At 49.5% G+C, this 25,402-nt stretch carries 22 protein-coding genes; 16 read left to right on the top strand and 6 right to left on the bottom strand.

The genetic code is table 11. The features are described from left to right. Nucleotides 1–100: 100 nt before the first annotated feature. Complete coding sequence (locus WH46_RS22245; protein ID WP_052714339.1) at nucleotides 101–2,152, bottom strand: CPBP family intramembrane glutamic endopeptidase; 2,052 nt, start codon at nucleotides 2,150–2,152, stop codon at nucleotides 101–103. 306 nt (nucleotides 2,153–2,458) lie between these two features. Between WH46_RS22245 and WH46_RS22240 the strand changes: the two genes are divergently transcribed. After that, nucleotides 2,459–3,805, top strand: a complete 1,347-nt coding sequence (locus WH46_RS22240; RefSeq protein ID WP_046228399.1) for a TrkH family potassium uptake protein — start codon at nucleotides 2,459–2,461, stop codon at nucleotides 3,803–3,805. Nucleotides 3,806–3,934: 129 nt separating this feature from the next. On the opposite strand, the gene WH46_RS22235 is transcribed toward WH46_RS22240, so the two are convergent. After that, nucleotides 3,935–4,903: a LysR family transcriptional regulator gene (locus tag WH46_RS22235; protein WP_017814202.1), complete on the bottom strand. Its 969-nt coding sequence runs from the start codon at nucleotides 4,901–4,903 to the stop codon at nucleotides 3,935–3,937. A 332-nt stretch (nucleotides 4,904–5,235) separates the two neighbouring features. On the opposite strand from WH46_RS22235, the gene WH46_RS22230 reads away from it, so the two are divergent. The 9 genes from WH46_RS22230 (at nucleotide 5,236) to WH46_RS22190 (ending at nucleotide 13,844) form a co-directional block, all read left to right on the top strand. After that, nucleotides 5,236–5,904: a succinate dehydrogenase cytochrome b558 subunit gene (locus tag WH46_RS22230; RefSeq protein ID WP_046228398.1), complete on the top strand. Its 669-nt coding sequence runs from the start codon at nucleotides 5,236–5,238 to the stop codon at nucleotides 5,902–5,904. A gap of 128 nt (nucleotides 5,905–6,032) precedes the next feature. Then, complete coding sequence (sdhA, locus tag WH46_RS22225) at nucleotides 6,033–7,775, top strand: succinate dehydrogenase flavoprotein subunit (RefSeq protein WP_046228397.1); 1,743 nt, start codon at nucleotides 6,033–6,035, stop codon at nucleotides 7,773–7,775. 101 nt (nucleotides 7,776–7,876) lie between these two features. After that, on the top strand, nucleotides 7,877–8,665 hold the full coding sequence (gene sdhB / locus WH46_RS22220; RefSeq protein WP_017814199.1) for a succinate dehydrogenase iron-sulfur subunit: 789 nt from the start codon (nucleotides 7,877–7,879) through the stop codon (nucleotides 8,663–8,665). Between the two features lie 113 nt (nucleotides 8,666–8,778). Further along, complete coding sequence (locus WH46_RS22215) at nucleotides 8,779–9,576, top strand: AAC(3) family N-acetyltransferase (RefSeq protein WP_017814198.1); 798 nt, start codon at nucleotides 8,779–8,781, stop codon at nucleotides 9,574–9,576. A 56-nt stretch (nucleotides 9,577–9,632) separates the two neighbouring features. Then, on the top strand, nucleotides 9,633–10,421 hold the full coding sequence (locus WH46_RS22210; RefSeq protein ID WP_046228396.1) for a DUF3891 family protein: 789 nt from the start codon (nucleotides 9,633–9,635) through the stop codon (nucleotides 10,419–10,421). Nucleotides 10,422–10,512: 91 nt separating this feature from the next. Next, nucleotides 10,513–11,478, top strand: coding sequence for a metallophosphoesterase (locus WH46_RS22205; protein ID WP_231584398.1), 966 nt, complete (start codon nucleotides 10,513–10,515; stop codon nucleotides 11,476–11,478). 25 nt (nucleotides 11,479–11,503) lie between these two features. After that, nucleotides 11,504–12,244: a metallophosphoesterase family protein gene (locus WH46_RS22200; protein ID WP_046228395.1), complete on the top strand. Its 741-nt coding sequence runs from the start codon at nucleotides 11,504–11,506 to the stop codon at nucleotides 12,242–12,244. A 20-nt stretch (nucleotides 12,245–12,264) separates the two neighbouring features. Beyond that, the gene (locus tag WH46_RS22195) at nucleotides 12,265–12,909 is read left to right on the top strand and encodes a GNAT family N-acetyltransferase (protein WP_046228394.1); all 645 of its coding nucleotides are present in this window, start codon (nucleotides 12,265–12,267) and stop codon (nucleotides 12,907–12,909) included. After that, a complete protein-coding gene (locus tag WH46_RS22190; protein ID WP_046228393.1) occupies nucleotides 12,906–13,844 on the top strand; it encodes a DMT family transporter in 939 nt (312 codons plus the stop codon). Before WH46_RS22195 ends, WH46_RS22190 begins: the two co-directional genes overlap by 4 nt. 195 nt (nucleotides 13,845–14,039) lie before the next feature. Here WH46_RS22190 and WH46_RS22185 read toward each other — a convergent pair whose 3' ends face one another. Both WH46_RS22185 and WH46_RS22180 read right to left on the bottom strand, forming a co-directional pair. Further along, a complete protein-coding gene (locus WH46_RS22185; RefSeq protein WP_017814192.1) occupies nucleotides 14,040–14,849 on the bottom strand; it encodes a histidinol-phosphatase in 810 nt (269 codons plus the stop codon). Between the two features lie 24 nt (nucleotides 14,850–14,873). Continuing rightward, entirely contained in the window at nucleotides 14,874–15,776 is a 903-nt protein-coding gene (locus WH46_RS22180) for a LysR family transcriptional regulator (RefSeq protein ID WP_046228392.1), read from the bottom strand. Nucleotides 15,777–16,196: 420 nt separating this feature from the next. Between WH46_RS22180 and WH46_RS22175 the strand changes: the two genes are divergently transcribed. After that, on the top strand, nucleotides 16,197–16,652 hold the full coding sequence (locus WH46_RS22175; RefSeq protein WP_017814190.1) for a chemotaxis protein CheX: 456 nt from the start codon (nucleotides 16,197–16,199) through the stop codon (nucleotides 16,650–16,652). Between the two features lie 139 nt (nucleotides 16,653–16,791). On the opposite strand, the gene WH46_RS22170 is transcribed toward WH46_RS22175, so the two are convergent. Further along, nucleotides 16,792–17,916 (bottom strand): S1C family serine protease, encoded by a 1,125-nt coding sequence (locus WH46_RS22170; protein ID WP_052714338.1) that lies wholly within the window; start codon nucleotides 17,914–17,916, stop codon nucleotides 16,792–16,794. Then, nucleotides 17,909–19,240 (bottom strand): FxLYD domain-containing protein, encoded by a 1,332-nt coding sequence (locus WH46_RS22165; RefSeq protein ID WP_046228390.1) that lies wholly within the window; start codon nucleotides 19,238–19,240, stop codon nucleotides 17,909–17,911. Before WH46_RS22165 ends, WH46_RS22170 begins: the two co-directional genes overlap by 8 nt. A 249-nt stretch (nucleotides 19,241–19,489) precedes the next feature. Here WH46_RS22165 and WH46_RS22160 point away from each other — a divergent pair, with 249 nt between their 5' ends. The 5 genes from WH46_RS22160 (at nucleotide 19,490) to WH46_RS22140 (ending at nucleotide 25,215) form a co-directional block, all read left to right on the top strand. Further along, nucleotides 19,490–20,266 (top strand): SDR family NAD(P)-dependent oxidoreductase, encoded by a 777-nt coding sequence (locus WH46_RS22160; protein ID WP_046228389.1) that lies wholly within the window; start codon nucleotides 19,490–19,492, stop codon nucleotides 20,264–20,266. 140 nt (nucleotides 20,267–20,406) lie between these two features. Continuing rightward, nucleotides 20,407–21,831 (top strand): DEAD/DEAH box helicase, encoded by a 1,425-nt coding sequence (locus WH46_RS22155; RefSeq protein ID WP_046228388.1) that lies wholly within the window; start codon nucleotides 20,407–20,409, stop codon nucleotides 21,829–21,831. Between the two features lie 11 nt (nucleotides 21,832–21,842). Beyond that, on the top strand, nucleotides 21,843–22,607 hold the full coding sequence (locus tag WH46_RS22150) for an ABC transporter ATP-binding protein (RefSeq protein ID WP_026136293.1): 765 nt from the start codon (nucleotides 21,843–21,845) through the stop codon (nucleotides 22,605–22,607). Continuing rightward, nucleotides 22,600–23,823, top strand: a complete 1,224-nt coding sequence (locus WH46_RS22145; RefSeq protein WP_046228387.1) for an ABC transporter permease — start codon at nucleotides 22,600–22,602, stop codon at nucleotides 23,821–23,823. Before WH46_RS22150 ends, WH46_RS22145 begins: the two co-directional genes overlap by 8 nt. A gap of 174 nt (nucleotides 23,824–23,997) precedes the next feature. After that, nucleotides 23,998–25,215 carry a PucR family transcriptional regulator gene (locus WH46_RS22140; RefSeq protein WP_052714337.1) on the top strand — a complete coding sequence of 406 codons (1,218 nt, stop codon included), beginning with the start codon at nucleotides 23,998–24,000 and terminating at the stop codon, nucleotides 25,213–25,215. Nucleotides 25,216–25,402 lie beyond the last annotated feature (187 nt).

The following is a 25,402-nucleotide window of genomic DNA, read 5'->3' as shown; positions in this document are numbered from 1 at the left end:
TGCAACATACAGGCAACAGCTTCTTCACGTGTCCTAACCTTTTTTTGAAATGTCCTTTACAAAGGGTACAGTTTATAGCGGCTACTCTTCTTTTTTGTGTTTATGATTTCGATGATTTGTCTGTATCATCGTCAGGTGGTGTCAGTGGGTCTACAGATCCTTGCTGGTGTTCCGTGTCTGGCTTCACCGGCTCGGTTGATGATGCAGAAGAAGTGTCTTCCTGCTTGGTAAGATTAACAGTTTGCGAATGATCTGGATGTTGTGGATGTTCAACTTCACCGTTATGGACAGGTGGCTGTACCGGTGCAGCAGGAGCCTGTGGTTCCTGATATTGATGGAATCGGCTCGGATCAGTCGGCAGTCCCTGTCCATGATGCGTTGGCGCACCAGGATTGTAATAGGAATGCGGCGGCTGTCCGAGATCCGGCTGCCCTGTTGGTGTATAGACCGGCATTCCCGGCTGCGGTGGCGTATACGGTGGATACGCGTTGTCTACGCCTTTGTTGCGAGTGAACAGGTAGATAATGTACGCAATAATACCCGGCATAATAATATAGAAAATACCTAGCGCAATATTGCCTGCTCCGCCGACAGTCATCAGACTGAATGACATCAGGATCGTATCGAACATCACGTGAGCGAATACGACAGCGATAAAGCCGTAGCGCAGGAAGACCAGACTGAACAGCAGTCCGATAATCAATAGTTCCACCGGACGGGAATAGACCGGATAGATCGGATACAGCGTATGACCAAGCGCCCAGATGATCGATGTAATCACCGAAGCGGCAAAGGTATTACGCAGCAGTTTTTTCAGCATACCGATCCCGAATAGTCGGTATACGCCCTCTTCGCCAATGCCGGCCATCCAGGCGAGCAGTGGCAGCAGCGCAGGTATCGCCATATTATAAGGAGAGCTGGAATCATCACTGGACGAGAATACACCAAGTGCATTTTCCAGTACCAGATAGATGATCGATTGCACGCCCAGCAAAATAATAGCGAATAGATAACCGAGTGCTGCACTATGCAGTACGTACTTGCCATAGCCTACCTCTTTGGAGCGCGGCCACATATTCATGCCGCGTTCCCGCCAGAGGCCATCGCCGCCGACCAGGGAGAAGTAGAGCAGCACAGCCATCAATACGTTCAGCATCAGCTGTAGGCCTACGAGGAACAGTGTCATGAATACACCATAATCTTGACTACCAAAGCTGGCTTCAAAATAAGGCCACATATTCACAACGCTGATCACCGATACCGCACAGTAGATCAGGGACAGCACAATTCCCCTTTTAAAGGAAGTATGCTTGCGTTTCAATGAAGCGAACACAATCGCCAGCACACCAAGCACCAGTGTGAATAGTCCATAACCGGCAAAGGTCAGCCAGTAGGCGAGTGAAGTCTGCTTTTCAATATACTGGGTGTAGGAAGCAGGCGGTGTCAGTACCGGCTGGAACGAACGCAGTTCGCCTTCTTCAAAAGTAAATTTGAGATGCAGCTGGGCTTCACCGAGCTTGCCGCCATCACGCAGTGTATAATCAAGTCCAAATTCTCCATCGGTCTGAAGCTCTAGTGAAGCAGGATCATAGCCCATTGTTTTCAACAGAGGGCGGGCCTGTTCGACCTTTTGTGTCAGTGTCATATTGCCTTCATTAATAGAAGACGGTTTGGGTGACAATGGATTGCTGTTATCCATCGGTGTATTCGAATCGGTCTTGATCATAAAAGCGACTACTTTTCCGGTATTCATATGTACATCGATGTCTACGGAAGAGAGGTAGCCGCCTGCTTTGTAATGTACACGGAATATATCATAGGGAGCGAGCTTTTCCAGTTGTTTGCTGTACTGCTGGCTTAATTTTTCCTTGGCTACATAGCCGCTCAGCTCAGAGTCGGTATGATAGCTGGCTTTGGGGGAGTGCAGCTTGCTGATCATTTCGGGCGTTAGTGGCAGATTATTTTTGAATGCATCGGCACTGGCTATTGCCTTGTCCTGACTGATTACATTGGTCTGGTCCACTTCGAGCGTCTCCGAAGCAGTCAGCGGAATCACCTGGGTAAATAAAAAGATAACCAGAGCGATGACTGCCAGAATACTCAGTATCTTGTAATTGGGTTTGAGCTGCACAGGCTTGCCTGTTGGGTTCATAATGTCCTCCTTGGTGCGATCATGTAATTTGTCCGTTCAACTACCAGCCCATACGTATTGGATCAAAGAAAGGATTCGGGTGTTACGTGACAAAAGGCGCAGATAATGCAAGTTTAGCGTAATCTGTAAACTATTGCAAAATAGCTTTGTGGTCTAAGGAGTCAGAGCGTATAATCAATAGACGTCTGGTTAAATATACAGAAGTACAAATATAGGAGAATGAAATTTGATAGGAATAAATTCCGATTGCAGCTACCTGTATCTGCTATTAATTAAGATGATAAACAGAGGTGTACATAAGTGAAGATGAATTTGAAATTAAAAGGAAATACAAAAGCATGGACGCCGCCGCGTATTCTGGCGCTGGGTTATGCAATCATTATTTTACTGGGAACCGCGTTGCTGATGCTGCCGGAATCGCATCAAAACGGGATAGGAATGAATTTCTTTAATGCATTTTTTACCGCGACTTCGGCAACCTGTGTAACAGGACTGGTAGTTGTGGATACTGGGACATTTTTTACAACATTTGGTCAGACGGTCATTATGTGTCTGATCCAGATCGGCGGTCTTGGATTCATGACAATGGCGACACTGATCGCCCTGGTATTCCGTCGCAGAATTTCACTGCGCGAGCGCTTGATCCTGCAGGAATCAATGAATCAAGGGGACATGGAAGGCATCGTACGTTTGATCAAAAAAGTATTATATTATTCTTTTGCTATTGAGCTCGTAGGTGCGCTGCTGTTCAGTCTGCGATTAATGATGGATTATCCTCCGGGTCAGGCTGTGTTTTTCGGAATTTTCCATGCTGTATCCCTGTTTAATAATGCAGGATTCGATCTATTTGGCGAATACAGAAGCCTAACAGGTTATGTGACCGATCCAATGATGAATCTAGTAGCGATTCTGCTTATTGTACTGGGTGGTCTTGGTTTCGTTGTATTATCCGATCTGATTGAATTCCGCAAAAATCGCAGACTGTCCCTGCATACCAAATCGGTTCTGCTAATGACGGGCATTCTGCTGGCAACCGGATTTGTGCTTGTTTTCCTGTTTGAATTTACCAATCCGGGTACACTCGGCAAATTAAGCTGGGGAGGCAAGTTCTGGGCATCCTTATTCCATTCCGCCACAACTCGTACAGCCGGGGCCAATACGCTCGATCTAGCCCAGCTGCGGCAAGCTACTCTGATGCTTACGATTATATTTATGTTTATCGGTGGTTCACCGGGATCTACAGCAGGCGGTGTCAAGACAACAACGTTTCTGTTAATGTTTGGTGCGGTATTCGCTATGCTGCGTGGACGTAAGGATGTGGTTCTATTCCGATTCCGTCTGGGTCAAGAACGCATTTTCAAAGCACTTACGATTATCATTCTTGCGCTTGTACTGGTTATTACAGCAACCATGATTCTCAGCATGACAGAGAGAGCAGATTTTCTTACCGTATTATTCGAAGCCACTTCTGCGTTTGGTACGGTAGGTCTGTCACTCGGGCTGACACCGCATCTGACGGTAGTAGGCAAGTTGCTGATCTGTCTATTAATGTTCGCCGGACGTGTGGGACTGATTACCCTGGCGTATGCACTGGCACCGAAGCAGGAGAAAGAGCCTTTCCGGTATGCCGAAGGCAAGATTATGATTGGTTGATGACAGACTGCATAGCAGACTGGACATAGGTTCTATAGCGAGTACCCGGCAGGATCGGAGCAGCAGTAATGCTCCTGATCTGCCGGGATTTTTTGATGAACGATAGATCTTTTATAAAGGAAAGTCATCTTAAGGCGACCATTCTTCATTTTCCAACCGGGGGGCCGTATCAGCTACACGGATATTCGCGTCCTTGATCATACGCGAGGAATCATCAAACCGGGCAGTAGTATCGGCAATCCACTGGCGGGCAGCAGATCCCAGCTCGGCCGCTTCATTATAAATAAGGCAGGTTGTCCGGCGAGTCTGCTCCAGCTCAGGAATATGCAGTGAGACCAGTTCATTGCTGGATAGCAGCTGTTCACCAATATAGGAGCGAGGCAGCAGCGCCGCTGCCATGCAGATCGGCAGCAGCCGTACAATCGCTTCAAAAGAATCGATCTCCATACGCAGATCAGGCATCACCATATAGCGGTGAAAGACATCATCAATCAATTTGCGGTACCACGTACCCTTGGAGAACATAATCATCGGCAGCCCCTGCAGATCCTGCATATCGGGCTGCTTTTTGTCAGCAAGGGCATGGTTTTTGGGTAATACCAATTCCAGATGGTCGTCAAAAAGCGGTGCGCAGACCAAGCCCGACTCATGGATAGACGAAGCGACAATACCAATATCAGCCCGTTTGTCACGAATGTCATTGACAATCTCATGCGTCTTGCCTGTAATCAGCTTGACCTCCGCGTATGGATGCTTCTCTGTAAAGCTGCGCACCAGCGGCGGCATGGTGGTCTGTAGTGTAGTCAAGCTGGCTCCAAACGTAACAGTTGTCTGATCTTCAGACTTGTAGCGGTTCAGGCTCTGGAGGAAACGCAGCTGCTGCTGGCGCTGTTCCAGAGCGTATGTGTAGGTGAGCCGGCCGATAGCGGTCAACTCCAGCCGTTTGCCGTTGCGGTTAAACAGAGCGACACCCAGCTGTTCTTCCAGTTTGGCTATTTTGCGGGAGAGTGCAGGCTGTGACAAATTCAGTAGCCTCGAGGCCTGATTCAGACTGGATTGCTCGACAACGACAGCAAAAACATCTAAATCTTCTATCATCTGGGAAATAATCTCCTCTCTTATGCAAAAAAGTTATAACATTTAATAATTATATTGCAATTCCATTATAAGCCAAATTAGAGTAACATAAAAAGCGACACAACTTGTTCACATACGAACGTTATGTGAATATCTTTTTACGGAAGAAAGATATTGCATGATACGACTCCTTATTTACAGTCGTGAACAAGCTGTAAAGCTACGGAAGATGGGGAACTTCCTAGCAAGGATGGATAGAGGTCCGATACTTGCCTGTCCATCCGGGTCTAGGCGGCATTTTAATATGCCTGTCGATATGAAAACGCTCTTATTAGGAAAGGGGAACGTCATTCATGAAAGGCTTTTACGCCAGAAGGCTGCATTCACTGCTCGGGGTCATTCCGCTCGGTTTATTTTTTCTGGAGCATTTGATCACCAACTTTTCCGCCTACGAAGGAGGAAAGGAATCTTTTGATGCCGGAGTGAAATTTCTGAACGGTCTTCCACTTGTACTTGTTCTGGAGACCTTCTTTATTTTTCTTCCACTGCTCTATCATGGCATCTACGGTCTGTATATCGCATACCAGGCCAAGCCGAACAATGCTCATTTTGGAAATGAGCGCAACTGGCGCTATACGCTCCAGCGTGTAACCGGTGTAATTACTTTTATCTACATCGCATGGCACGTATATGACACTCGCTTCCAGGTTGCACTTGGCAATGTGACGCATGAGCAGCTGGGCGGCATCATGCATAATATCGTCACCAACCCGGCTACATTCGTACTGTATACGATTGGTGTGATAGCGGCTTCGTTCCACTTTGCCAATGGTCTCTGGTCATTCCTCGTTACATGGGGAATCACAGTAGGCCCAAGATCGCAGCGCGTATCTTCATACATCTGTATGGCGCTGTTTGTGATCGTATCGATTATGTTCGTTCTGTCTCTGGTAGCATTCCGTAATATGGATTTCCAAGACCCAACCGTTGCATTTCAAAGCATTCGTCATTTTATCGCATAAATGACCCTACCGCTGTGTCATAGGTTCGTCTTATCCTAAACAGTATTCAACAGGACTGTCAGGTTAGATAGCAAACCGTATTCACAGTCGTTCAGGGGCAAGCAGGTTAAAGGGGAGGGTAATTTCTTATGGCAACATCCAATATCATCATCGTGGGCGGCGGTCTGGCCGGTCTGATGGCCACCGTCAAAGCGGCAGAAGCCGGCGTTCACGTTCATTTATTTTCACTCGTACCGGTAAAGCGCTCGCACTCCGTATGTGCGCAGGGCGGTATCAACGGTGCGGTTAATACCAAAGGGGAAGGCGACTCACCATGGCTGCATTTTGATGACAGCGTATATGGTGGTGACTTCCTCGCCAATCAGCCTCCGGTCAAAGCGATGTGTGATGCTGCACCTGGTATCATTCACCTCATGGACCGTATGGGCGTTATGTTCAACCGTACACCGGAAGGTCTGCTGGATTTCCGCCGTTTCGGGGGCACCAAGCATCACCGTACCGCCTTTGCCGGTGCAACTACCGGTCAGCAGCTGCTGTACGCACTGGATGAGCAGGCGCGCCGCTGGGAGACAGCTGGTCTCGTAACCAAGTATGAGAACTGGGAATTCCTGAATGCGGTACTGGATGACGAAGGCGTATGCCGCGGTATCGCTGCACAAAATCTGCGCTCCATGGAAATTGTTACGTTTGGTGCAGATGCGGTTATTCTGGCGAGTGGTGGTCCCGGTATTATCTTCGGCAAAACGACCAACTCGGTTATTAACACGGGTACTGCAGCAAGCGCTGTATATCAACAGGGTGTACATTATGCCAACGGTGAGTTTATCCAGATTCACCCGACAGCTATTCCCGGTGATGACAAGCTGCGTCTGATGTCCGAATCGGCTCGTGGTGAAGGCGGACGGATCTGGACATACAAAGACGGCAAGCCATGGTACTTCCTGGAAGAGAAATATCCTTCCTACGGTAACCTGGTGCCTCGTGATATCGCAACCCGCGAAATCTTCGATGTCTGTGTCAATCAGAAACTGGGCGTCAATGGCGAGAACATGGTCTACCTGGATCTGTCCCACAAAGATCCAAAAGAACTGGATGTGAAGCTCGGCGGAATCATCGAAATCTATGAGAAATTCATGGGCGATGATCCACGCAAGATTCCGATGAAGATCTTCCCGGCAGTCCATTATTCCATGGGCGGCATGTGGGTCGATTATAACCAGATGACCAATATTCCGGGATTGTTCGCTGCCGGCGAGTGTGAGTACCAGTATCATGGTGCCAACCGTCTGGGCGCCAACTCCCTGCTGTCTGCCATCTATGGCGGTATGGTAGCCGGACCGAAAGCGGTCGAATATGTAAAAGGCCTCAAAAAATCTTCTACTGATCTGCCAACGAGTCTGTATGATCAGGCACGCAAGCATCATGAAGAGAAATACGAGCGTCTGCTTGGCATGAATGGTAAAGAAAATGCTTATGTGATCCACAAGGAACTTGGCGAGTGGATGACTGATAATATGACGGTTGTACGCTACAATGATAAGCTGCAAGCGACGATAAATAAGATTAAGGAACTCAAACAACGTTACGGCAATATTGACGTGAATGACTCCTCCCGCTGGACGAACCAGGGAGTAGCCTTTACCCGTCAGCTGTGGAATATGCTGGAGCTGGCCGAAGCGATGACCCTTGGCGCGCTGCTGCGTGACGAGAGCCGTGGAGCCCACTACAAGCCTGATTTCCCGGTACGTAACGATGAAGACTTCCTCAAAACAACCAAAGCCACCTGGACACCGGATGGACCGCAGATTTCGTATGAAGAAGTCGATGTGTCCCTGATCCCTCCTCGTGTACGTGACTATTCCAAGAGCTAAGTTAAGTTTTTATGGAACTGTCGCTTGAATGCAATTGACATGTCGTGAGTATATCGAATGAACACTCAGATTAATGTGAATGATAGAAGGGGGCATTACCCATGGCGGAAGCAGTTTCAACTGAGAATCAAACCACACAGCAAACAGGCCGCAAAGTGAAATTCGTGATTACCCGTCAGGACAAGCCGGATGGCCCATCCTATGCGGAAGAGTTCGAATTACCATACCGTCCCGGCATGAACGTAATCAGTGCGCTGATGGAGATTCAGCGTAATCCGGTTAACAGTGGAGGCAAGGATACCGCACCAGTATGCTGGGAATCCAACTGTCTGGAAGAAGTCTGTGGCGCATGTTCTATGGTCATCAATGGCAAGCCGCGCCAGGCCTGCTCCTCACTGGTTGATAAGCTCGAGCAGCCAATCACGATCGCGCCGATGAAAACATTCCCGGTTGTTCGTGACCTGGTTATCGACCGCAGCCGTATGTTCGGTGCTCTGAAAAAGGTCAAAGCATGGATTCCGATCGACGGCACGTATGATCTGGGTCCGGGTCCACGCATGGCAGAGAACAAACGCCAGTGGGCTTACGAATTGTCCAAATGCATGACCTGTGGTGTCTGCCTGGAAGCTTGCCCGAATGTGAACGACAAAACCGAATTTATGGGTCCTGCGCCGTTGTCCCAGGTTCGTCTGTTCAATGCACATCCAACAGGTGAAATGAACGCTGAAGAGCGTCTGGATGCTATTATGGGTGAAGGCGGTATCGAAGCCTGCGGTAACTCACAGAATTGTGTGCGTTCCTGTCCAAAAGGAATTCCGCTCACGACTTCGATTGCCGATCTGAACAAAGAAACCAACAAACGTATGTTCAAGCGCTGGTTGAGTGTATAATAAACTGCAGCCAGCAGCATTATAGGAGGAGCAGCCTTCTGCTCCGAACAAGCGGGTGACGCGTATAACGCGAAGCCCGCTTTTTTATACATATGATTAGTGGAGGAATACATATGATTAGTGAAAGACCGATTAGTTTTGATCAGTTAGTCGCCGAATTCCGGACACTGGGCGTAACGCAAGGTATGAATATCTTGCTGCACTCGTCCCTGAAAAGTATCGGAGGATGGATTCCCGGCGCGGCAGAGACCGTTATTCTGGCGCTGGAGCAAGTGCTTGGAGAGGAAGGTACATTGATGGTGCCTACACAGACTTCACAGCTTACCCATCCGAAGCTCTGGAAATACCCGCCTGCCGATCCCAAGTGGTGGGATTTGATTTGCGAGAGTACACCTGCCTACGACCCTGACTTTACCGTCACTTCGGGAATGGGCGTAATCGTAGAAACTTTTCGCAAGCAAAAAGGCGTCATCCGCAGCAATCATCCCCACGTCTCTTTTGCCGCCTATGGACGTCATGCTCAGGAATGGATGAAAGATCATAGTCTGGACTATGGGCTGGGCAGTGCTTCGCCGCTGCAGAAGCTGTATGATGCAGATGGTCATGTACTGATGCTGGGTACCGATTATCTGACCAACACCTCTATCCATCTCGCCGAATTCATGGCCGATTGGCATGGTAAAAAGGAGATCGAGATGAATGCACCGGTCATGACGAAATCGGGCAAACAGTGGATCAGCTTCAAGGATCTCAATTTTGATTCGGATGATTTTGACCGGATTGGCAGTGACTTTGAAGCGGATTGTCCGCATCTATGGAAACAGGGAAAAATAGGCAGCGCCAATGCACGTCTGTTATCCCAGCGCGGACTGGTCGATTACGCAGCAGGCTGGTTGGAAACGCATCGTTAAGGATATATATTAGATATAAATCTTTTACATAATGCAGGTAGAGAGGGGTTATGGCTATGATATGCCGAGAACGCGAACACTCTTTTATTATGATCCGGCAACATGATCATGCACGATTATCCGGAGAATTCTCACGACATATGGATTCGGGTCCAACTCGGGATACGAAGCGCTGGGATGAGGTGCTTTTGGGCTGTGAACAGCATGATCGAGGATGGATTCCGCTGGATCAGATTCCGGTATGGAATGACGCGGAGGAAAAACCATTTACATTTATGAATTTCCCGGAACCGGCCAAGCTGGTCTTTTATCGGTATGGCATTAGCCAGCTGGAAGAAATGAGCGCGTATGGCGCATTACTGGCAAGCCTGCATTATACGGCGCTGGTGAGCCACTATGGCGAGGAAGATCCATTTTGCCAGGCTTTCCTGCAGGAGGAAAAAGAACGTCAGGAACGCATCCGTGAGCAGCTGTCCCCGGCGGATGACGAGCTGGCTTATCACCGCTCCGTGCTGGAGCTGTGCGATGATCTGTCACTGTATGCCTGTCTCAATGAACCTGGAGTTAACAAGAGCGAGGAACAGGACTGGTGGAAAGACGGATTTGCGGTCGGCAAAAAGCTCGATGTTACGGATCATCAGACCATTATGCCGGAATGGACAGAGCCGGGTATGATTAAGCTGAGTCCGTTTCCTTTTCGCGAGCCGTTCGAGGTGCAGCTGATCTATCGTGAAGTATCCAAAGAGAAGATTCAGCAGTCCGGATTGGCGGAAGCTTATGAAGCAGCGGAAGAGCAGCAGCTCACGATTACGTTCCAGGCGGCGCAGGCAAATGAATTGCAGTGACTGGTAATCCCGAATTTGACGAAGGCTGCAGGATTCGGCACAATAATCATTATGGATGGACAGACCTGAGCATCTGGCAGGTCTGTCTGTAATGAATAGAGCTGAAGACAGCCAAGCGGAGAAGGAGGGGCCTCGCCTGAATGATCTATACACACTAAATGCAGCAGGCCGTAGGAGAGTTCGTTCTCTGATCAAGCCTGGTCTATATTCAATGACACGCAGACAATTTCTCAAAGGAAGTGCCGCTGCGCTGGCAGCACTGGGCGCAGGTGGAGCTGGCTATACATGGCTTGGTGAACCCAATTGGCTGGAAAAAGTATATATCGATCTGGAACTGCCACAGTTGCCACCCAGTCTGAATGGGATGAAGCTGGTACAATTTAGCGATATGCATCTTGGACTGGGCAATCATGCCAAGGATCTGGAAAAACTGGCCGATATCATTATGGCGGAACAACCGGATATGATTTGTTTTACCGGTGATATGGTCGATGACGATTCATCTGTCCTGCAGCCCGGTATCGGAGCGCTCCGGCGGATGAAGGCTCCACTCGGACAATATGCAGTGCTTGGCAATCATGACTATCTGCAGGATGCACTCGCTGTATCGCGTATGATGGAGCAGGGCGGATTCCGATTGCTGATGAATGATCATCATCAGATTCGCCGGGAAGATGGCGTACTGGCGATTGCCGGTCTGGATGATCAGCTGCTTGGCAATCCGGATATACATAAAGGAGCAGCAGGCATACCCGCAGAAGCCTGCCGGATTCTGCTGATGCATGAACCCGACTATGCCGACCGTATACCGGCAGAGCTGAATTTTCATCTGCAGCTGTCCGGGCATAGTCATGGCGGCCAGATTCGGCTGCCAATGTTCGGAGCGGTTATTACACCAAGAGGATCACGCAAATATATTATGGGCTGGTATCAGGCCGGACCGACACGGCAGCTGCCGCTGTATGTAAACAGGGGGATCGGCATGTCCCAGCTGCCGGTCCGTTTTATGTGCCGTCCGGAATTGACCATTTTTACCCTGAAAAGAAAGCCGGAATAAGCAGCGCCGGAAATGGAGGAAAACGATGGAACGCATTGCACTTGTATCTGATATTCATGGCAACTATCCTGCCTGGCAGGCGGTGCTGGAGGATATCGAACGCCGCGGAATCCGGCGTATTTTTTGTCTGGGAGATCTTGTCGGCAAAGGACCGGATACTGTCCGTATTACCGACAGTGTACGAGAGCGCTGCGAAGTCGTAATTCGCGGCAACTGGGAAGAACTGATTGTACGGATGAGCGGAGATGACGAGCTGTTTGGCTGGCATGCGCAGCGTCTGGGTACGGAGCGTCTTGATTATCTGGATTCACTACCGCTTCGACATGATTTTATGCTGAGCGGTCGGTTGGTCTCACTCGTACATGCATCGCCGGAAAGTGTATTCCAGCGTGTGCAGCCGTGGGATTTGCTGGAACAACGCCTGGCGATGTTTGCTCCTGTACCCGGTGAAGAGACCTCAACGCCACGAGTGCCGGATATCGTAGGTTATGGAGATATTCATAATGCATATTTGCAGTATCTGGAAGGCCGAATGTTATTTAATACAGGGAGTGTAGGTAATCCGCTCGACCTGCCGGAGGCATCTTATGCTATTCTGGAAGGAGATTATCTGTCTGACGAGAAATCGCCTTATTATCTGCAATTCGCCCGTGTGCCATACGATATTGAACAGGCAGTAGCGGATGCGCGGGCAGCAGGGATTCCTGCATTGGATTGTTATATCAAGGAGCTGCGCACCGGTGTGTACCGGGGACTGCAGACCTGAGCTCAGGGAGGAAACAAGCAATGGCGATGCTTAGTAAAGAGGAATTGAAAAAAGGAATCCCCGAGCTGGATACAGACCGACTGATTCTGCGTCGTCTGACTGCAGATGATATTGAGCGCTGGTGGGAATATGCCAGTGATCCGCAAGTGATTACGTATCTGTACGGTTCGCCCCAGATCAAGGAATATCAGGCACTGCAGCCGGATCGTCTGGGCCGAAGAGTAGAGGAAGCTTTTCGCAGCATGACATCGATTCATTTTGCAGTCACTTCCAAAGAAGACGGTACGATGTATGGCGTATGTTCTTTTCAGCGATGGGATGAACATGCAGCCCGGGCCGAGATTGGATTTGCCCTGTCCCAGCCCTTCTGGGGCAAAGGTTATGCAACGGAAGCGGTAGGTCGCCTGGTGACATTCGGATTTGAAGAAATGGGACTGTCTCATATTGTAGGCCGCTGTCATGTGAAAAATCAGCTGTCGATACGGGTACTGGAAAAAAACGGGATGCGTCAGCAGCCACCCGCCAATCCGGGTATCAAAAGCTACTGGCAGGAGATGGGCATTATCGTGTATTCGGTAGCCAACAGCGAATTCATGCTGCGCAAGGAACGTGCTGCCATGCATTCGCAGGTGCGCGATGATCTTGGCGGTTCCGTTTCTTCATGAGCGGTGAACGCTGGTTTACCAGTCCGGTCGGTGTACTCGTCAGTTCGCTGATTGCTGTCATTCTGTGGGGAAGTGCACTGCCTTTTATCAAGCTTAGTTATCAGCATCTGGGCATTGGTTCCCATGATCTGTTTGCCCAGTGGCTGTTCGCCGGATACCGGTTTGCGCTGGCTGGGCTGCTGCTGATCCTGCTGTCTTATATGCTCAAGCCGCGTGGACAGAAAATACCGAAGATACCAGCTGGACGATTGAGTATGCTGGCCCTGCTGCAGACACTACTGCAGTATATTCTGGTCTATGCTGCACTGGGGCTGGGATCGGGTATTACGATGTCCATTATTGCCGGCTCAACCTCTCTGTTCCAATTGCTGGCCGTACGCTGGATGGAACGAACAGAAAAGCTGTCTGCTCGCAAATGGATAGGCCTGCTGCTCGGATTCTCCGGTATTACGGTGATGGGCATGGCGCAGGGCAATGAACTTCGGCTGGTCTTCGGACTGGCTGAACTGCTAATGCTTCTGTCTGCGCTGTCCGGAGGTGTAGGTAATGTGCTGGCACGCCGTGAGGCTGCTGTAGAGCCGGTAATCAGTCTGACTGGCCGTCAGATGTTCTGGGGCGGTCTGGGGCTGCTGGTGCTTGGTTGTGCCTCGGGTAATCCGATTCCTTTTGAATGGGATCTGGTAGGGGTGGGCATGCTGCTGTATCTGGCTATTGTCTCCGCTGGAGCGTTCGCTCTCTGGAACATGGTCATGAAATACAATGAAGTGGGCAAAGTATCCATGTATCTGTTCCTTACGCCGTTATTTGGCGTCGTTCTGTCGTCAGTATGGCTGGGTGAGCATATTTCCCTGTGGGCGCTCGTAGCATTGAGCCTTGTCGCTGCAAGTATCCTGCTGGTGAACCGTCAGCGCAAAATGGCAGCATCGCAGACATAATACAGATATGCACATTGTAAATAAGCGGTACAGACACGGGAGAGTTACCGATTTGTCATTTAACTGCAATACAGCTGCAATCCGATTCTAACAAGCTGACTGTATGATGAATGACAAGACCCCCTTTTTGATACATGTAAAAGGACCTGCCTAGCGCAGGTCCTCTTTTTTTGCTTATGATGGCTATTCGGTTGGTTACAGGGCAACAGCCTGACGCTGTTTTTGTTTGTAATAGACCCATTCGGTATAGCCGATATCGCGCAGCTTCTGTGCGACCAGATCCAGATCGTCACCGACGCGCTGCGCAATATGGGAATCCGAACCAAAAGAAACCTCCACACCAAAATGATGGGCACGTTCCAGAATATCGTCTACAGGATGCCATAGTCCGCATACTTTGATCTTGCCGGATGTATTCACCTCGATAGCAACCCCGGATTCAGCGATCGTCTGCAGCATCTGGTCCAGTGCCTGTGGAGCCTGAATCTCTGTAAAAGCGGGATAATTACTCTTCATGGCATCAATATGACCGAGAATCTGGAACATGCCGCTTTTGGCCGATTCGCCGATCAGACGGAAATATTCCGTTTTGGCAGCTACCTGGGCTGCCGTATCCATGCCTTCCCAGCGGGTACGGTCAAAAATGCTGTATCCATCGCTGAAATGCACAGAGCCAATAATATAATCAAAAGGGTACTGGGACAGTGTCTGCTGATACAGCTGGGCATGGTCAGGGAAATAATCCGATTCGATGCCAAGCAGTACATCGATTTTACCAGCGTATTCTTTTTGCAGATCCAGTACTTCCTGTACATAATTTTTCAGTTCGCTCTTGCCCATTGTTGTATTGGGGAAGGGCTGTTCCTCTTTGGAACCAAAATACGGTGTATGGTCGGAAATTCCGATCACCTGAAGGTCTGCGGCAATCGCAGCTTCGATATAATCACGAATATCACCGACTGCGTGACCGCAGCGGTAATGGTGGGTGTGCAAGTCAAATCTCATCTATCAACCGCTCCTTTGGCTAATTTATTCCGGACTCGTAAAATGATCCTCCGGCATTCCTTTTAGATCATTGAGGAACTGGCGCATTGCCGAATTGAGATAACGACCGGATTTGTAGATCAGGCCGACCGGATGACTGACTTCAAACTCAGGCATCGGAATCATAACGAGCGTTCCGTGCTTCAGTTCACTCGTAATGGACTGTCTGGAAATGATCGCTGCGCCAAGATCGATCTCGACCATTCGCTTCACTTCCTCACTGCTGGACAGCTCCATGATGACCTGTGGCTCAATCTGGTGCGTTTTGAATACATCATCGACAAAGCGTCTGCCTACAGTGTCCGGAGACAGCATAATCAGGGGAAGATTCTCCAGGTCGTGGATCGTGGCCTTGCGGGTACGTGCCAGGGGATGCTGGGGAGAGACGACCAGCTCGAACATATCATAATAGAGGATGGACGTCTCCAGATTCGGATTGCGCTCGATCAGATAACCGATGCCGACATCCACAATCCCGTTTTCTACACTATGATAGACCTGCGAGGAAGACATCGAATGAATCATGGTCTTGATCAGCGGGAACTGATTCTGAAAATAGGATAATACCCGCGGCAGAATCTGAATAGCGATCGATGTAGTGGTCCCCAGCAAAATGCGTCCCTGAGGAGTCTCATCCAGATCGGACAGCCGCTGCTTGAGCTGTTCCACAATCGCCAGAATCTGTTCGGCATGCTCCAGAAATACGGTACCCTGATCCGTAAGCGTAACCGGCTGATTGCGGTTGACGAGCAGGGTCTTGAATTCATCTTCGAGGCTTTTGATCTGAGCGGAGACCGCAGGCTGTGTCAGATTAAGCAATTCACCTGCCTTACGGAAGCTCATCGTCCGCGAAATGGTCAATAATGTCTCCAATTGACTGATATTCATGAGTTCCTCCTTATGTACACCTATTATTAAATTATAGGTGATTCCCGAAAAAGCGGCAATGCGATAGAACACCCATGCGTGAGTGAATGTTCATTACTTTTGTAAAATATACGAAATAATTATCCCAAACCGATTTATTGAGCTCATTCTAATCTACATAAAACCCTCTTACTATCCGATAATAATAAAAAGGCAGTCGATTGGACCTATAAAATAACAAACACACAATTCTTTGTACCTAGTATTCGACATTGCAGCATCGATGAAAGCCTTATTTTCAAAACAATTTTAATTAAATTTGCAATGTTTCAATGTTTCTGGATGAATTGTCCTAGGTTATAAGTTATAATAACATTACAATTCATAGGTCATAAGTTTCATTTAAAATAGTAACCCATAAGTAGAGGGGAGTATTAAAGTATGAAGGCGGAAGTTATTAATCCATTTTTGGAAGCAGCAAGGTTGGTTATCGGACAGGTGGTTCAGGTAGCCCCTTCTACCGGAAGTTTGGGTATCAAGGATATTGAGATGGCAGACAATCATATCTGGATCCAGATCGGCATGACCGGGCAAATGAGCGGCGATATTATCTTTGGTATTCATGAAAGTGTAGCTTTGCGGATGGTTTCGGCGATGATGGGCGGATTTGTAATGACAGAGATGGACGAGATGGGCCAAAGTGCTATTTCTGAACTCGGCAATATGATCAGCGGTAACGCAAGTACTATTTTGTCCAACCAGGGTGTAACCGTAGATATTACGCCTCCAAAAGTAATGAAAACCAGTGCAATCACTTTTACGTCAGCCAAAGCATTGACTATTCCATTGATCATGGAAGGTATTGGCGAACTGGATATTCAGGTTATGGTATCCTGATCCACGATAAGGCAAAGAAAAAAAACGATGTCATTATGACATCGTTTTTTTGTGTTTGTATATTCTTTAATGAGGATTGTACAAGTGAGCAGGATAGATATTCATATAGACGGTCGAACTCTCCAATACAGAAGGGGAGTTATTTGACTTTCTCGGCTTTGCCGCTGAGGATTTTCAGTACATTATTCTCGTATCCGGCGGTGTAATTGATTTGATAGGAGGTATAGACGGTGCCTGTATCCTTGCGTTCTTCAGCAGTAATCCGGATCGATACGATCGCCTGATCACCACTAGGCTCGGAAGAAATACGATCGACAGTGACTGTACCGGTATTGAGATAGCCTTCACGGAACTTCGCATAAGCGAGCTTGCCCTGCCAGCGGCTGCCTAGCAGGGAATAGGCTGTAACATAGTCACGGGCATTCAGACTGTCATAAAAGTAGCTCACCAGATATTCCCCTTCATCGGTGAGTGACAGCTGTTCTTCGCCAGCGCCGGTATCCGTAGATGCGGTCTCCGGCAGATTCTGTACAGGATGTGCCGACCACTCGGTAACCATATCCCGTATTTCGGAGACCGGAATACTGAAGCCGATCGAATTCGATTCTGTGGCAGCAGCCGAATTAATACCGATCACTTCGCCGGTGGAAGCATCGATCAGAGGTCCGCCGCTGTTTCCGGGTGCGATCGGTGCAGAGATCTGATACAGATTTCGGTAGATGTACGGATCGATAGTCAGATCGCGATTGACGCCGCTAATAATACCGGTTGTTACCGTATTTTGAAATCCAAGCGGGCTGCCCAAAGCGAGCACATCATCGCCTACATCGGCTTTGGAAGAAGGAGCCAGTGATAACGGCTTGGTATCTGCCAGCTCGGGAACTCTTACGACAGCAATATCGGTGTCCGTGCCAATGCCGATAACGGTACCATCCAGCGTCCGGGCATCTGCAGTTTTGATCTCTACCTTTTTGGTACCGGCAACGACATGCGCATTGGTAATCACATCACCGGATGTATTATACAGAAAGCCTGAACCGAGAATGCCATCTTCCTGCCGGATCATGACTACCTTTTTTTGTGCTTCATGAATGATTGTTTTGAGTGAATTCGGTTTGGATGCTGCTGATGATGAAGTGACCGCCAGCAGCGGCTTGGTTGTTAGTTGTGCCGGTACAGTCCGGTTGATATAGGTATAGCCACCCAGACCGGCGCCAATAATGATTACACTGGATACGATACTGATTATCCATCCTTTATTCATGGGAGCCTCCTTCATCCAGATACCAGGTTACCTGATCGAGCTGTACCTGTACCTGATCATACCAGCCGTACCCGTAGTCATAGGCGCTGAAGGAAGCACTCTCTCCCGGCTCCAGATAGTAAGGATCTGTAGATGTCGTAGAAGAGGAGAGATACGTGCCGCTCGCATCATACAGGGAATAATGAATTGTAATGCCATAGATCGGCTGTGTCGCTGTATTTTCCACAATGCCGGTCGTCTCCAGATCGCCATACTCGGTAACGTTGGTGGTGACCTGACTGACCTGTACGCCTTCAGTGCGGTTTTTGAGATCTTCGGCTTCGGCCATTTGTTGGGCAGCGCGGATACGCTCCTGTTCGGCTTTTTCGAAGGCTTGCTGTTCTGAACGAATCCGGGTCTGCATATCTTTGAGTTTTTCCTGGGAGCCGGTATACTGGATCGCCGTTTGTACGATCTGGGCAGCTTCATCAAAACTGCTATCTTGGATTAGCTCTTCAGCCTGTTTAAGCGTAAGCAGCACGATTTTGTTGATGATCAGATCATGTACTTCTTTGGCATCTTTGCTGTCCAGCCGGTCTACTTCGTCCAGCTTGTAGGCAAGCGATTCGACGTCATTGAGGTTGTTTAGTTCTTTTTTGATCGTAAGAATCGATAACTGATTCCGATTCTGTTCGGCTAGTTTTCGCTCTGCCTGGAATAGAGGCTCTGTCCGTCCTGATAGTTCCTTTTCCAGAATGCCAAGAGAATGGTCGGCGCTGTCCAGCTGATTGTTCTTCAATCGTCCGGAGACAGCAGTCAGCTTGGTATGGAGCCGGTCTGCCTTTTGGATCAGATTCAGATCGGTGACAAATGAAGTCTCATCCGGCCGCAGATCATGCGCCTGGGTCATCGTATTTGCAGCTTCTTTGTATTTGCCCTGCAGCGCCAGTTTTTGGGCTTGCTGCTGCAGCTGGATCGCCTGCTGATTCTGCTTCAGCTCATGCTGATAGGCCCACCATAGCATGGCACTTATAATAATCAGCAGCAGAATGGGCGTGATCCACATCATCGGATGACGGGAATAACGCCGGGGTGGAAGCAGATTCCCGGTATTCGCTGCGGTCGGTGTGTCTTCTGCGACGACTGCAGCCGGTTCCGCGGTATCCTTTGAATCCGGTATGGTGTTTTTTTGCAGCAGCAGATCGAGTGCGTCTGGCGCAGCTGCAGCAGGCTGATCCGCATCGGTATGATCTCTTTCTGTCTCCGCAGCGAGTCGGGCACCGCAGCGGCTGCAGAAAACTGCATCTTCCTGCTGTGGTGCACCACAAACATGGCAGTGTATCATAATATCCCCCTTGTGCATTGTTGCCTATCTGTCAGTTATTTTTATAGTTTGTACAGAGGCTAAGCTATCCATTTCAATATAGCATAAGCTTACTGGATAATCAGGTGAAAAATTCCTCTAATGGGTATGAATATTCCAGTAGATAAAAAGTGCAAGAGTCAAGAGTGTTCTCTGCAGCCCAGCCCTGGTGCTGTCTGCTGGATATCTAATGATGAATCTCTTAGAATAGAAGAGACTGGAGGGAACGGTATGAATCTGGAAAATAAAGTGATATTGATAACAGGCGCATCCAGTGGATTGGGCGCAGGAGTAGCGCCACTGCTGCTGGAGCAGGGAGCTATTCCGATACTGACTGCGCGCTCCGAGGACAAGCTGGTTCAGCTGTCGCGCGGACTTAACGGACCGCACGAGGTGATGCGTATGGATGTGCAGAATGCCGAAGAGATCGAGCAGGTGGTTCGGCAGATCATGGACAAGTATGGCCGGATTGATATTTTGCTCAATAATGCAGGCTATGGTCAGTTCAAAAGTATCCAGGAGATGGAGCTGGAGGAATACAGCGAGATGATGGATGTGAATTATATGGGAATTGTCCGCTGCACCAAGGCGGTACTGCCCCATATGCTGGCGGCAGGCAGTGGACAGATCGTCAATGTGGCTTCGCTGGCCGGCAAATTTGCGACTGCCAAATCGACAGCCTATACGGCGACCAAGCATGCCGTGCTCGGCTTCACCAACTCGCTTCGCCAGGAGCTGCGCGGTACGGGGATTACCGTATCTTCTATTAATCCGGGACCGATCAGTACGGCCTTTTTTGACCGGGCAGATCCTTCTGGTGAATATGTACGCAATGTAAGTGGATTTATGTTGCCGCCCGGACGGGTATGCCGGGAAATTGTGCGCGTAATGCGCAAAAAGAAAGAAGAATCGGATTTGCCGGGGATTGCCGCTTTTGGCCTGCGGCTGTATGCGCTTGGTCCACGTCTTGTCGACCGGCTGACGTACCGCTTTTTTGACCGCAAATAACGCGCGATCAGGAAATGCATATTGCCGTGCGGATTTGCACCAAATGCTGATATAATGATAAGGTATGGTGCTCTGTAAGGATTCTGGCTGTGTCCGTTGATTTGCATACACTTTAACTTGAACGATAAAGGATGAAACCCATGGAATCAAAATTGAATTTTCTCGAGCTCGGCATTGAAGAAGTATTTAACGATGCACTGACTCGTTATGGTATTACAACGCCTTCTCCGGTACAGGAGGAGACCATTCCGCTGATGCTGGCAGGCCGGGATATTATCGCCCAGTCCCAGACAGGTAGCGGCAAGACCCTCGCTTATCTGCTGCCGATTCTGCAGAAGATTGATCCACAGCGCAAACAGATGCAGGCCATGATTCTGGCGCCTACGCAGGAGCTGGCGATGCAGATCGTCCGCGAAAGCGAACGTTACGGCGAGGAATGCGGCATTACGACGCTGGGACTGATCGGAGGCGCAGCAATCAAGCGTCAGGTTGAGAAACTGAAACGTCATCCGCATATTGCGGTAGGTACACCGGGACGTATCAACGAACTGATCAATATGCGCAAGCTGAAAATGCATGAAGTGAACGTAATTGTCGTCGATGAAGTCGACCAGGTGCTCGGTCTGGGCGGCGGCGCCGATGTGCAGCGTATTATCAAAAGCGCACGTCGTGATCGTCAACTCGTCTTCCTGTCCGCAACCGTTAATGATCAGATTCGCAGTGTTGCTCAGCGGGATATGCAGGACCCGGCTGTTGTTGGTATTGAGCCGGAACGCCATACTGCATCTGCGATTGAACATGTGTATTTTGTAACCGAAGAGCGCAACAAGATCGATACGCTGCGCCGGGTACTGCGTCATTACAAGGCCCCCCGTTCGATCGTATTCGTAAATACAACAGAATTGATCGCCGAAATCGAGTCCAAGCTGGATTATCTGGGCTTCAAAGTACGCGCGATTTACGGCGATGCAGACAAAGTTACCCGCAGCACCGTACTGTCCCAGTTCCGCTCCGGCAAGATTCAGGTACTGGTGGCAACTGATGTAGCTGCACGTGGACTGGATATTGAGGATCTGAATCTGGTAGTGAGCCTGGACCCGGCATTTGACGCCGAGTTCTATGTACACCGCAGTGGACGTACAGGCCGCATGGGCAAAAAAGGCGTATCCGCTTCGATTGTCACCGATCGCGAACGTTTTATTATGCGCAAATTTGCCGAGACGCTGAATATTGATCTCCAGGAGCAGGTGCTCGAAGCAGGTCATGTACTCAGCACCGATGAAGTCAAACGTCCGGCACGCAAGCCGGCAGCATCCCGCCCGGCGAAAACGGCTCCGGCTGGACAGCCGAATGAAGCTGTAGAGCCGACAGCTGTACAGCCAGTACGTACAACGTCATCGGAAAACAAAGCCAAACCTGCCTCCGGCAGCAAACCTACAGCTGGCCGAAACGGTGCAGCGTCCAAAAAAGATGGCAGAACCAAAACAAGAAAAGCCGACCAAAAAAGCAAGGGAGCACCCAAATGGCTAAAAGCCAAACGTGAAGCTTCCCAGGATGAAAAGTGAGGTTATAAATGATGGAACAGGTATCTGTACTTAACGTTGACCGCCTGACCGGCGGTTACAGTCATGGCAAGCCTGTCCTGCACGATATCAGCTTTGAAGTTGGCCGTGGTGAGATGATCGGATTGATCGGCCTGAATGGTGCAGGCAAGAGTACAACAATGAAGCATATCCTCGGACTAATGACACCGCAAGGTGGAGAGGTGAAAATCCAGGGTTCAACACTGGCAGCAGATACCCAGCAGTATCGGGCTTCGCTGGCTTTTGTACCGGAATCGCCGCAGCTGTATGAAGAGATGACGGTACGCGAGCATCTGGAGTTCACTGCCCGTGCCTATAATGTCAGTACCGAAGATTACGAGCAACGCTCCCGCCGGCTGATTCAGCTGTTCAATATGGGAGACAAGGAAGACAGCCTGTCGATGCATCTGTCCAAAGGGATGAAGCAAAAGGTTATGATCATGTGCGCTTTTGTAGCGGCACCACCTTTGTACATTATCGATGAGCCATTTCTGGGACTGGATCCGCTTGGTATTCGTTCCCTGCTGGACTTTATGGTGGAAACGAAGCAAAATGGTTCTTCCATTCTACTGAGCTCGCATATCCTGTCGACAATCGAGAATTATTGTGACCGATTTATCGTGCTGCACAAAGGACGCGTTATCGTCCAGGGCACACTGGAACAGATCCGTGAGCAGACGGGTCAGCAGGGAGTACCGCTGGAGCAGATTTTCTACGATCTGGTTCAGGACTCCAAATGGACGGTCAGCGATGAATGATCTGCTGCGATTGCGCCAGAAGCGCAGAGCTGATTTCTGGTCCAAAATACTCCCGTATACACAGTATGTGATACAGAGCGGTCTGGCGGTTGTAACCCTGTTTCTGCTCATTGCTTTTGCCGCCTGGTACACGACGTTTCTGCAAAAGCTGCCGCCGGGTCTGCCGGTCTACTGGATCATGCTGATTCTGCTGACTCCACTGACGGTATATGGTACGGTTCGAACGTATATGCGTCCAGCTGATGTCGTGTTTATGCTGCCGATGGAGAAACGGATGCGTGAATATTTTGCTCCTGGCTGGCGTGGCGCAGTGATCGGCAAGTACATCTGGCTACTGCTGGTGACGCTGATTGCCTGGCCGTTCTATATCCGGGCTGCTGCTGATCCCAAGCCGCTGCTGCTGACGCTTGTATTGCTGCTACTGCTCAAAATAGTAAGTAATTATGGCAGCTGGCAGGAACTGCGTATCAATGGTGATGCTGTCCGTGTTATTTACCGGCTGCTCAGATACGTAGCTGTTATTGGACTGCTGGCTGCCTATCTGTGGCTGCCACTATGGACAGGTACCCTAGTGCTGATCGTTGGCGCTGCCATTTATTATGGTCTGCTGCGCATGCCGGGCAAGGCACAGGTTCCCTGGGAACGCCTGATTGCTGCCGAGAAAAATCATGCGACAGCGGTTATGCGCATGCTGGGCTGGTTTGTGGATGTGCCCACCGGAGAACGGAAGATCAACCACCGTCGCTGGCTGTCCTTTGCCGGTAATCGGGTGCCCTGGAAACAGGAGCGGGCTTTCCGCTTCCTCGTCTCCAAAACACTGGTACGGAGTGAACTGCTGCCTACACTGATCCGGTTCGTGCTCTTCGGAATGCTGCTGGTTCTACTGACACGGGAGTCATGGTTCGGCGTCGCTGTCTATCTGCTGTTTATTCTGCTGGCAGGTATGCAGATGACCAGTCTGCGCAAGCAGCATACCGATACATTATGGCTGTCCATTTATCCGCTGCCGCCAACATCGCAGCGGCTGGAGACCGTCGGTCTGATCACACAGGTACAGCTTCTGATCGCTATCCTGATCTGGATTCCACTGGCAACTGCCGGCGACCCGGTACGGATCGTCTGGACACTGGCTGCGGGTCTGGTCATGGTCTGGTTGTATCGTAGTTCACTCAATCGCAAATGGCTACGTGATCTGGCCGCAGGTGATGAGCTGTAAACAAGACAAGTTAATTAATTATTAATCTTTGATTATTGGTCATTGCTTATATAGACAAGTATAGATGGATATACCGGGTTGGAGATTTCCAATCCGGTCTTTTTTATCTGCTGAATGCCGGGATGATCTACGGACAGCAGTGACCAAAACAGAAAAGACAGGCGGTGCATGACATTGGAGCATATCATAGACAGTCAGGTAGACAGCCTGCAGACGCTGGCCGAGATGATCAGTGAAGTGATGGGCAGTCCGGTGACGATTGAGGACGAAGGACATCGGCTGCTTGCTTACAGTACGCATGATCCCAGTACCGATCCGGCGCGTATCGCTACAATTGTCGGACGCAAAGTACCGGAGCATGTGCAGCGTGCCTTGTATGAATCGGGGGCGATGCAGCGGCTGCTTGACAGTGAAGAGCCGCAGCATATCCGCGAGCTGAGTGAGGTGGGACTACGCAGCCGGATGGCAATTTCAGTCCGGCATTATGATGAAGTAATTGGCTATATCTGGCTGCTGGAAAATGACGGTTCATATACGACAGCCCAGCTGCAGCAGTTCAAGCGCGGCGCACAGATCGCCGCCTCCAAAATGATGCAGCAGCAGCAGCGCCAGCAAAAGATGGAACTGCTGCGCCGGTTGCTCAATGGACGCTTCCAGTCCGAGCAGGAGGCTGCGCAACAGTCACGGGAAGCAGGAGTGGAGCTTCCCGTCTCGGGATATGTACTGATTATGGAGCAAGATGGACAGCCTGATACCCGCAGCTGGTATGACAAAGTTGTTCAGGCATCTGGTGAATATGCTGTAAAAGTGCATTTGCACCTACTTGAGCCGAATCGGCTGATTCTGCTATGCGGAATGAACAATATGCTTCAATCCGATAGCTCAGCCGAATTATCTGCTCGTATCCATATGATCGTCACCCGTTTGCGTTTGCTGCTGCCTGTCGAAGGGATCTATTATGCTGCCGGTGAGGGATTTGGTTCTGCTCTGCATATCCAGCGCAGCTATCGGCAGGCAAGGGAATTGATTACACTGCATCAGCATTTGCCGGAGACGCATACGATCCACTATTATCCCGACGCCGGATTCTACCGCTATCTCAATGCGATGCAGCGCGAAGCCGAACAGTTTCCGGTAAGCTGGGGACCGATCGAGCGGCTCGCAGCGTATGACCGGGAGCATAACAGCAATCTGCTGCAGACACTGTCTGTATTCCTGGATCATGATAGTGATGCCAAACAGGCGGCTGCCCAGCTGCATGTGCATACCAATACACTCAATTATCGGCTACGGCGTATTGCCGAAGTGGGACATGTGAATCTGGATAGCATGGCAGAGAAAGTGACTTTATATCTGGAACTTAAGCTGCTATGGTTGGACGGAGAGAACTGAAACGAACATAAAAGCTTCTGACCCGATCAGGTAAGTGCACATATAATTTAGAATGATGTTATAAATTTTTACATGATAGCAGACTTTTTGTGTTTTTACACAATTCATATTGTTAAAATTTGGGGAACTGGACGATTACATGCTATTTTTTCTATCTTATAATGAGTGTACGAAATGGCACGTTATC

The organism is Paenibacillus dauci (assembly GCF_000971985.1).
In the GTDB taxonomy this organism is placed as follows: domain Bacteria; phylum Bacillota; class Bacilli; order Paenibacillales; family Paenibacillaceae; genus Saccharibacillus; species Saccharibacillus dauci.
Note: the sequence above shows the minus strand (reverse complement) of the source record. Positions and strands in the feature narration are given on the sequence as shown.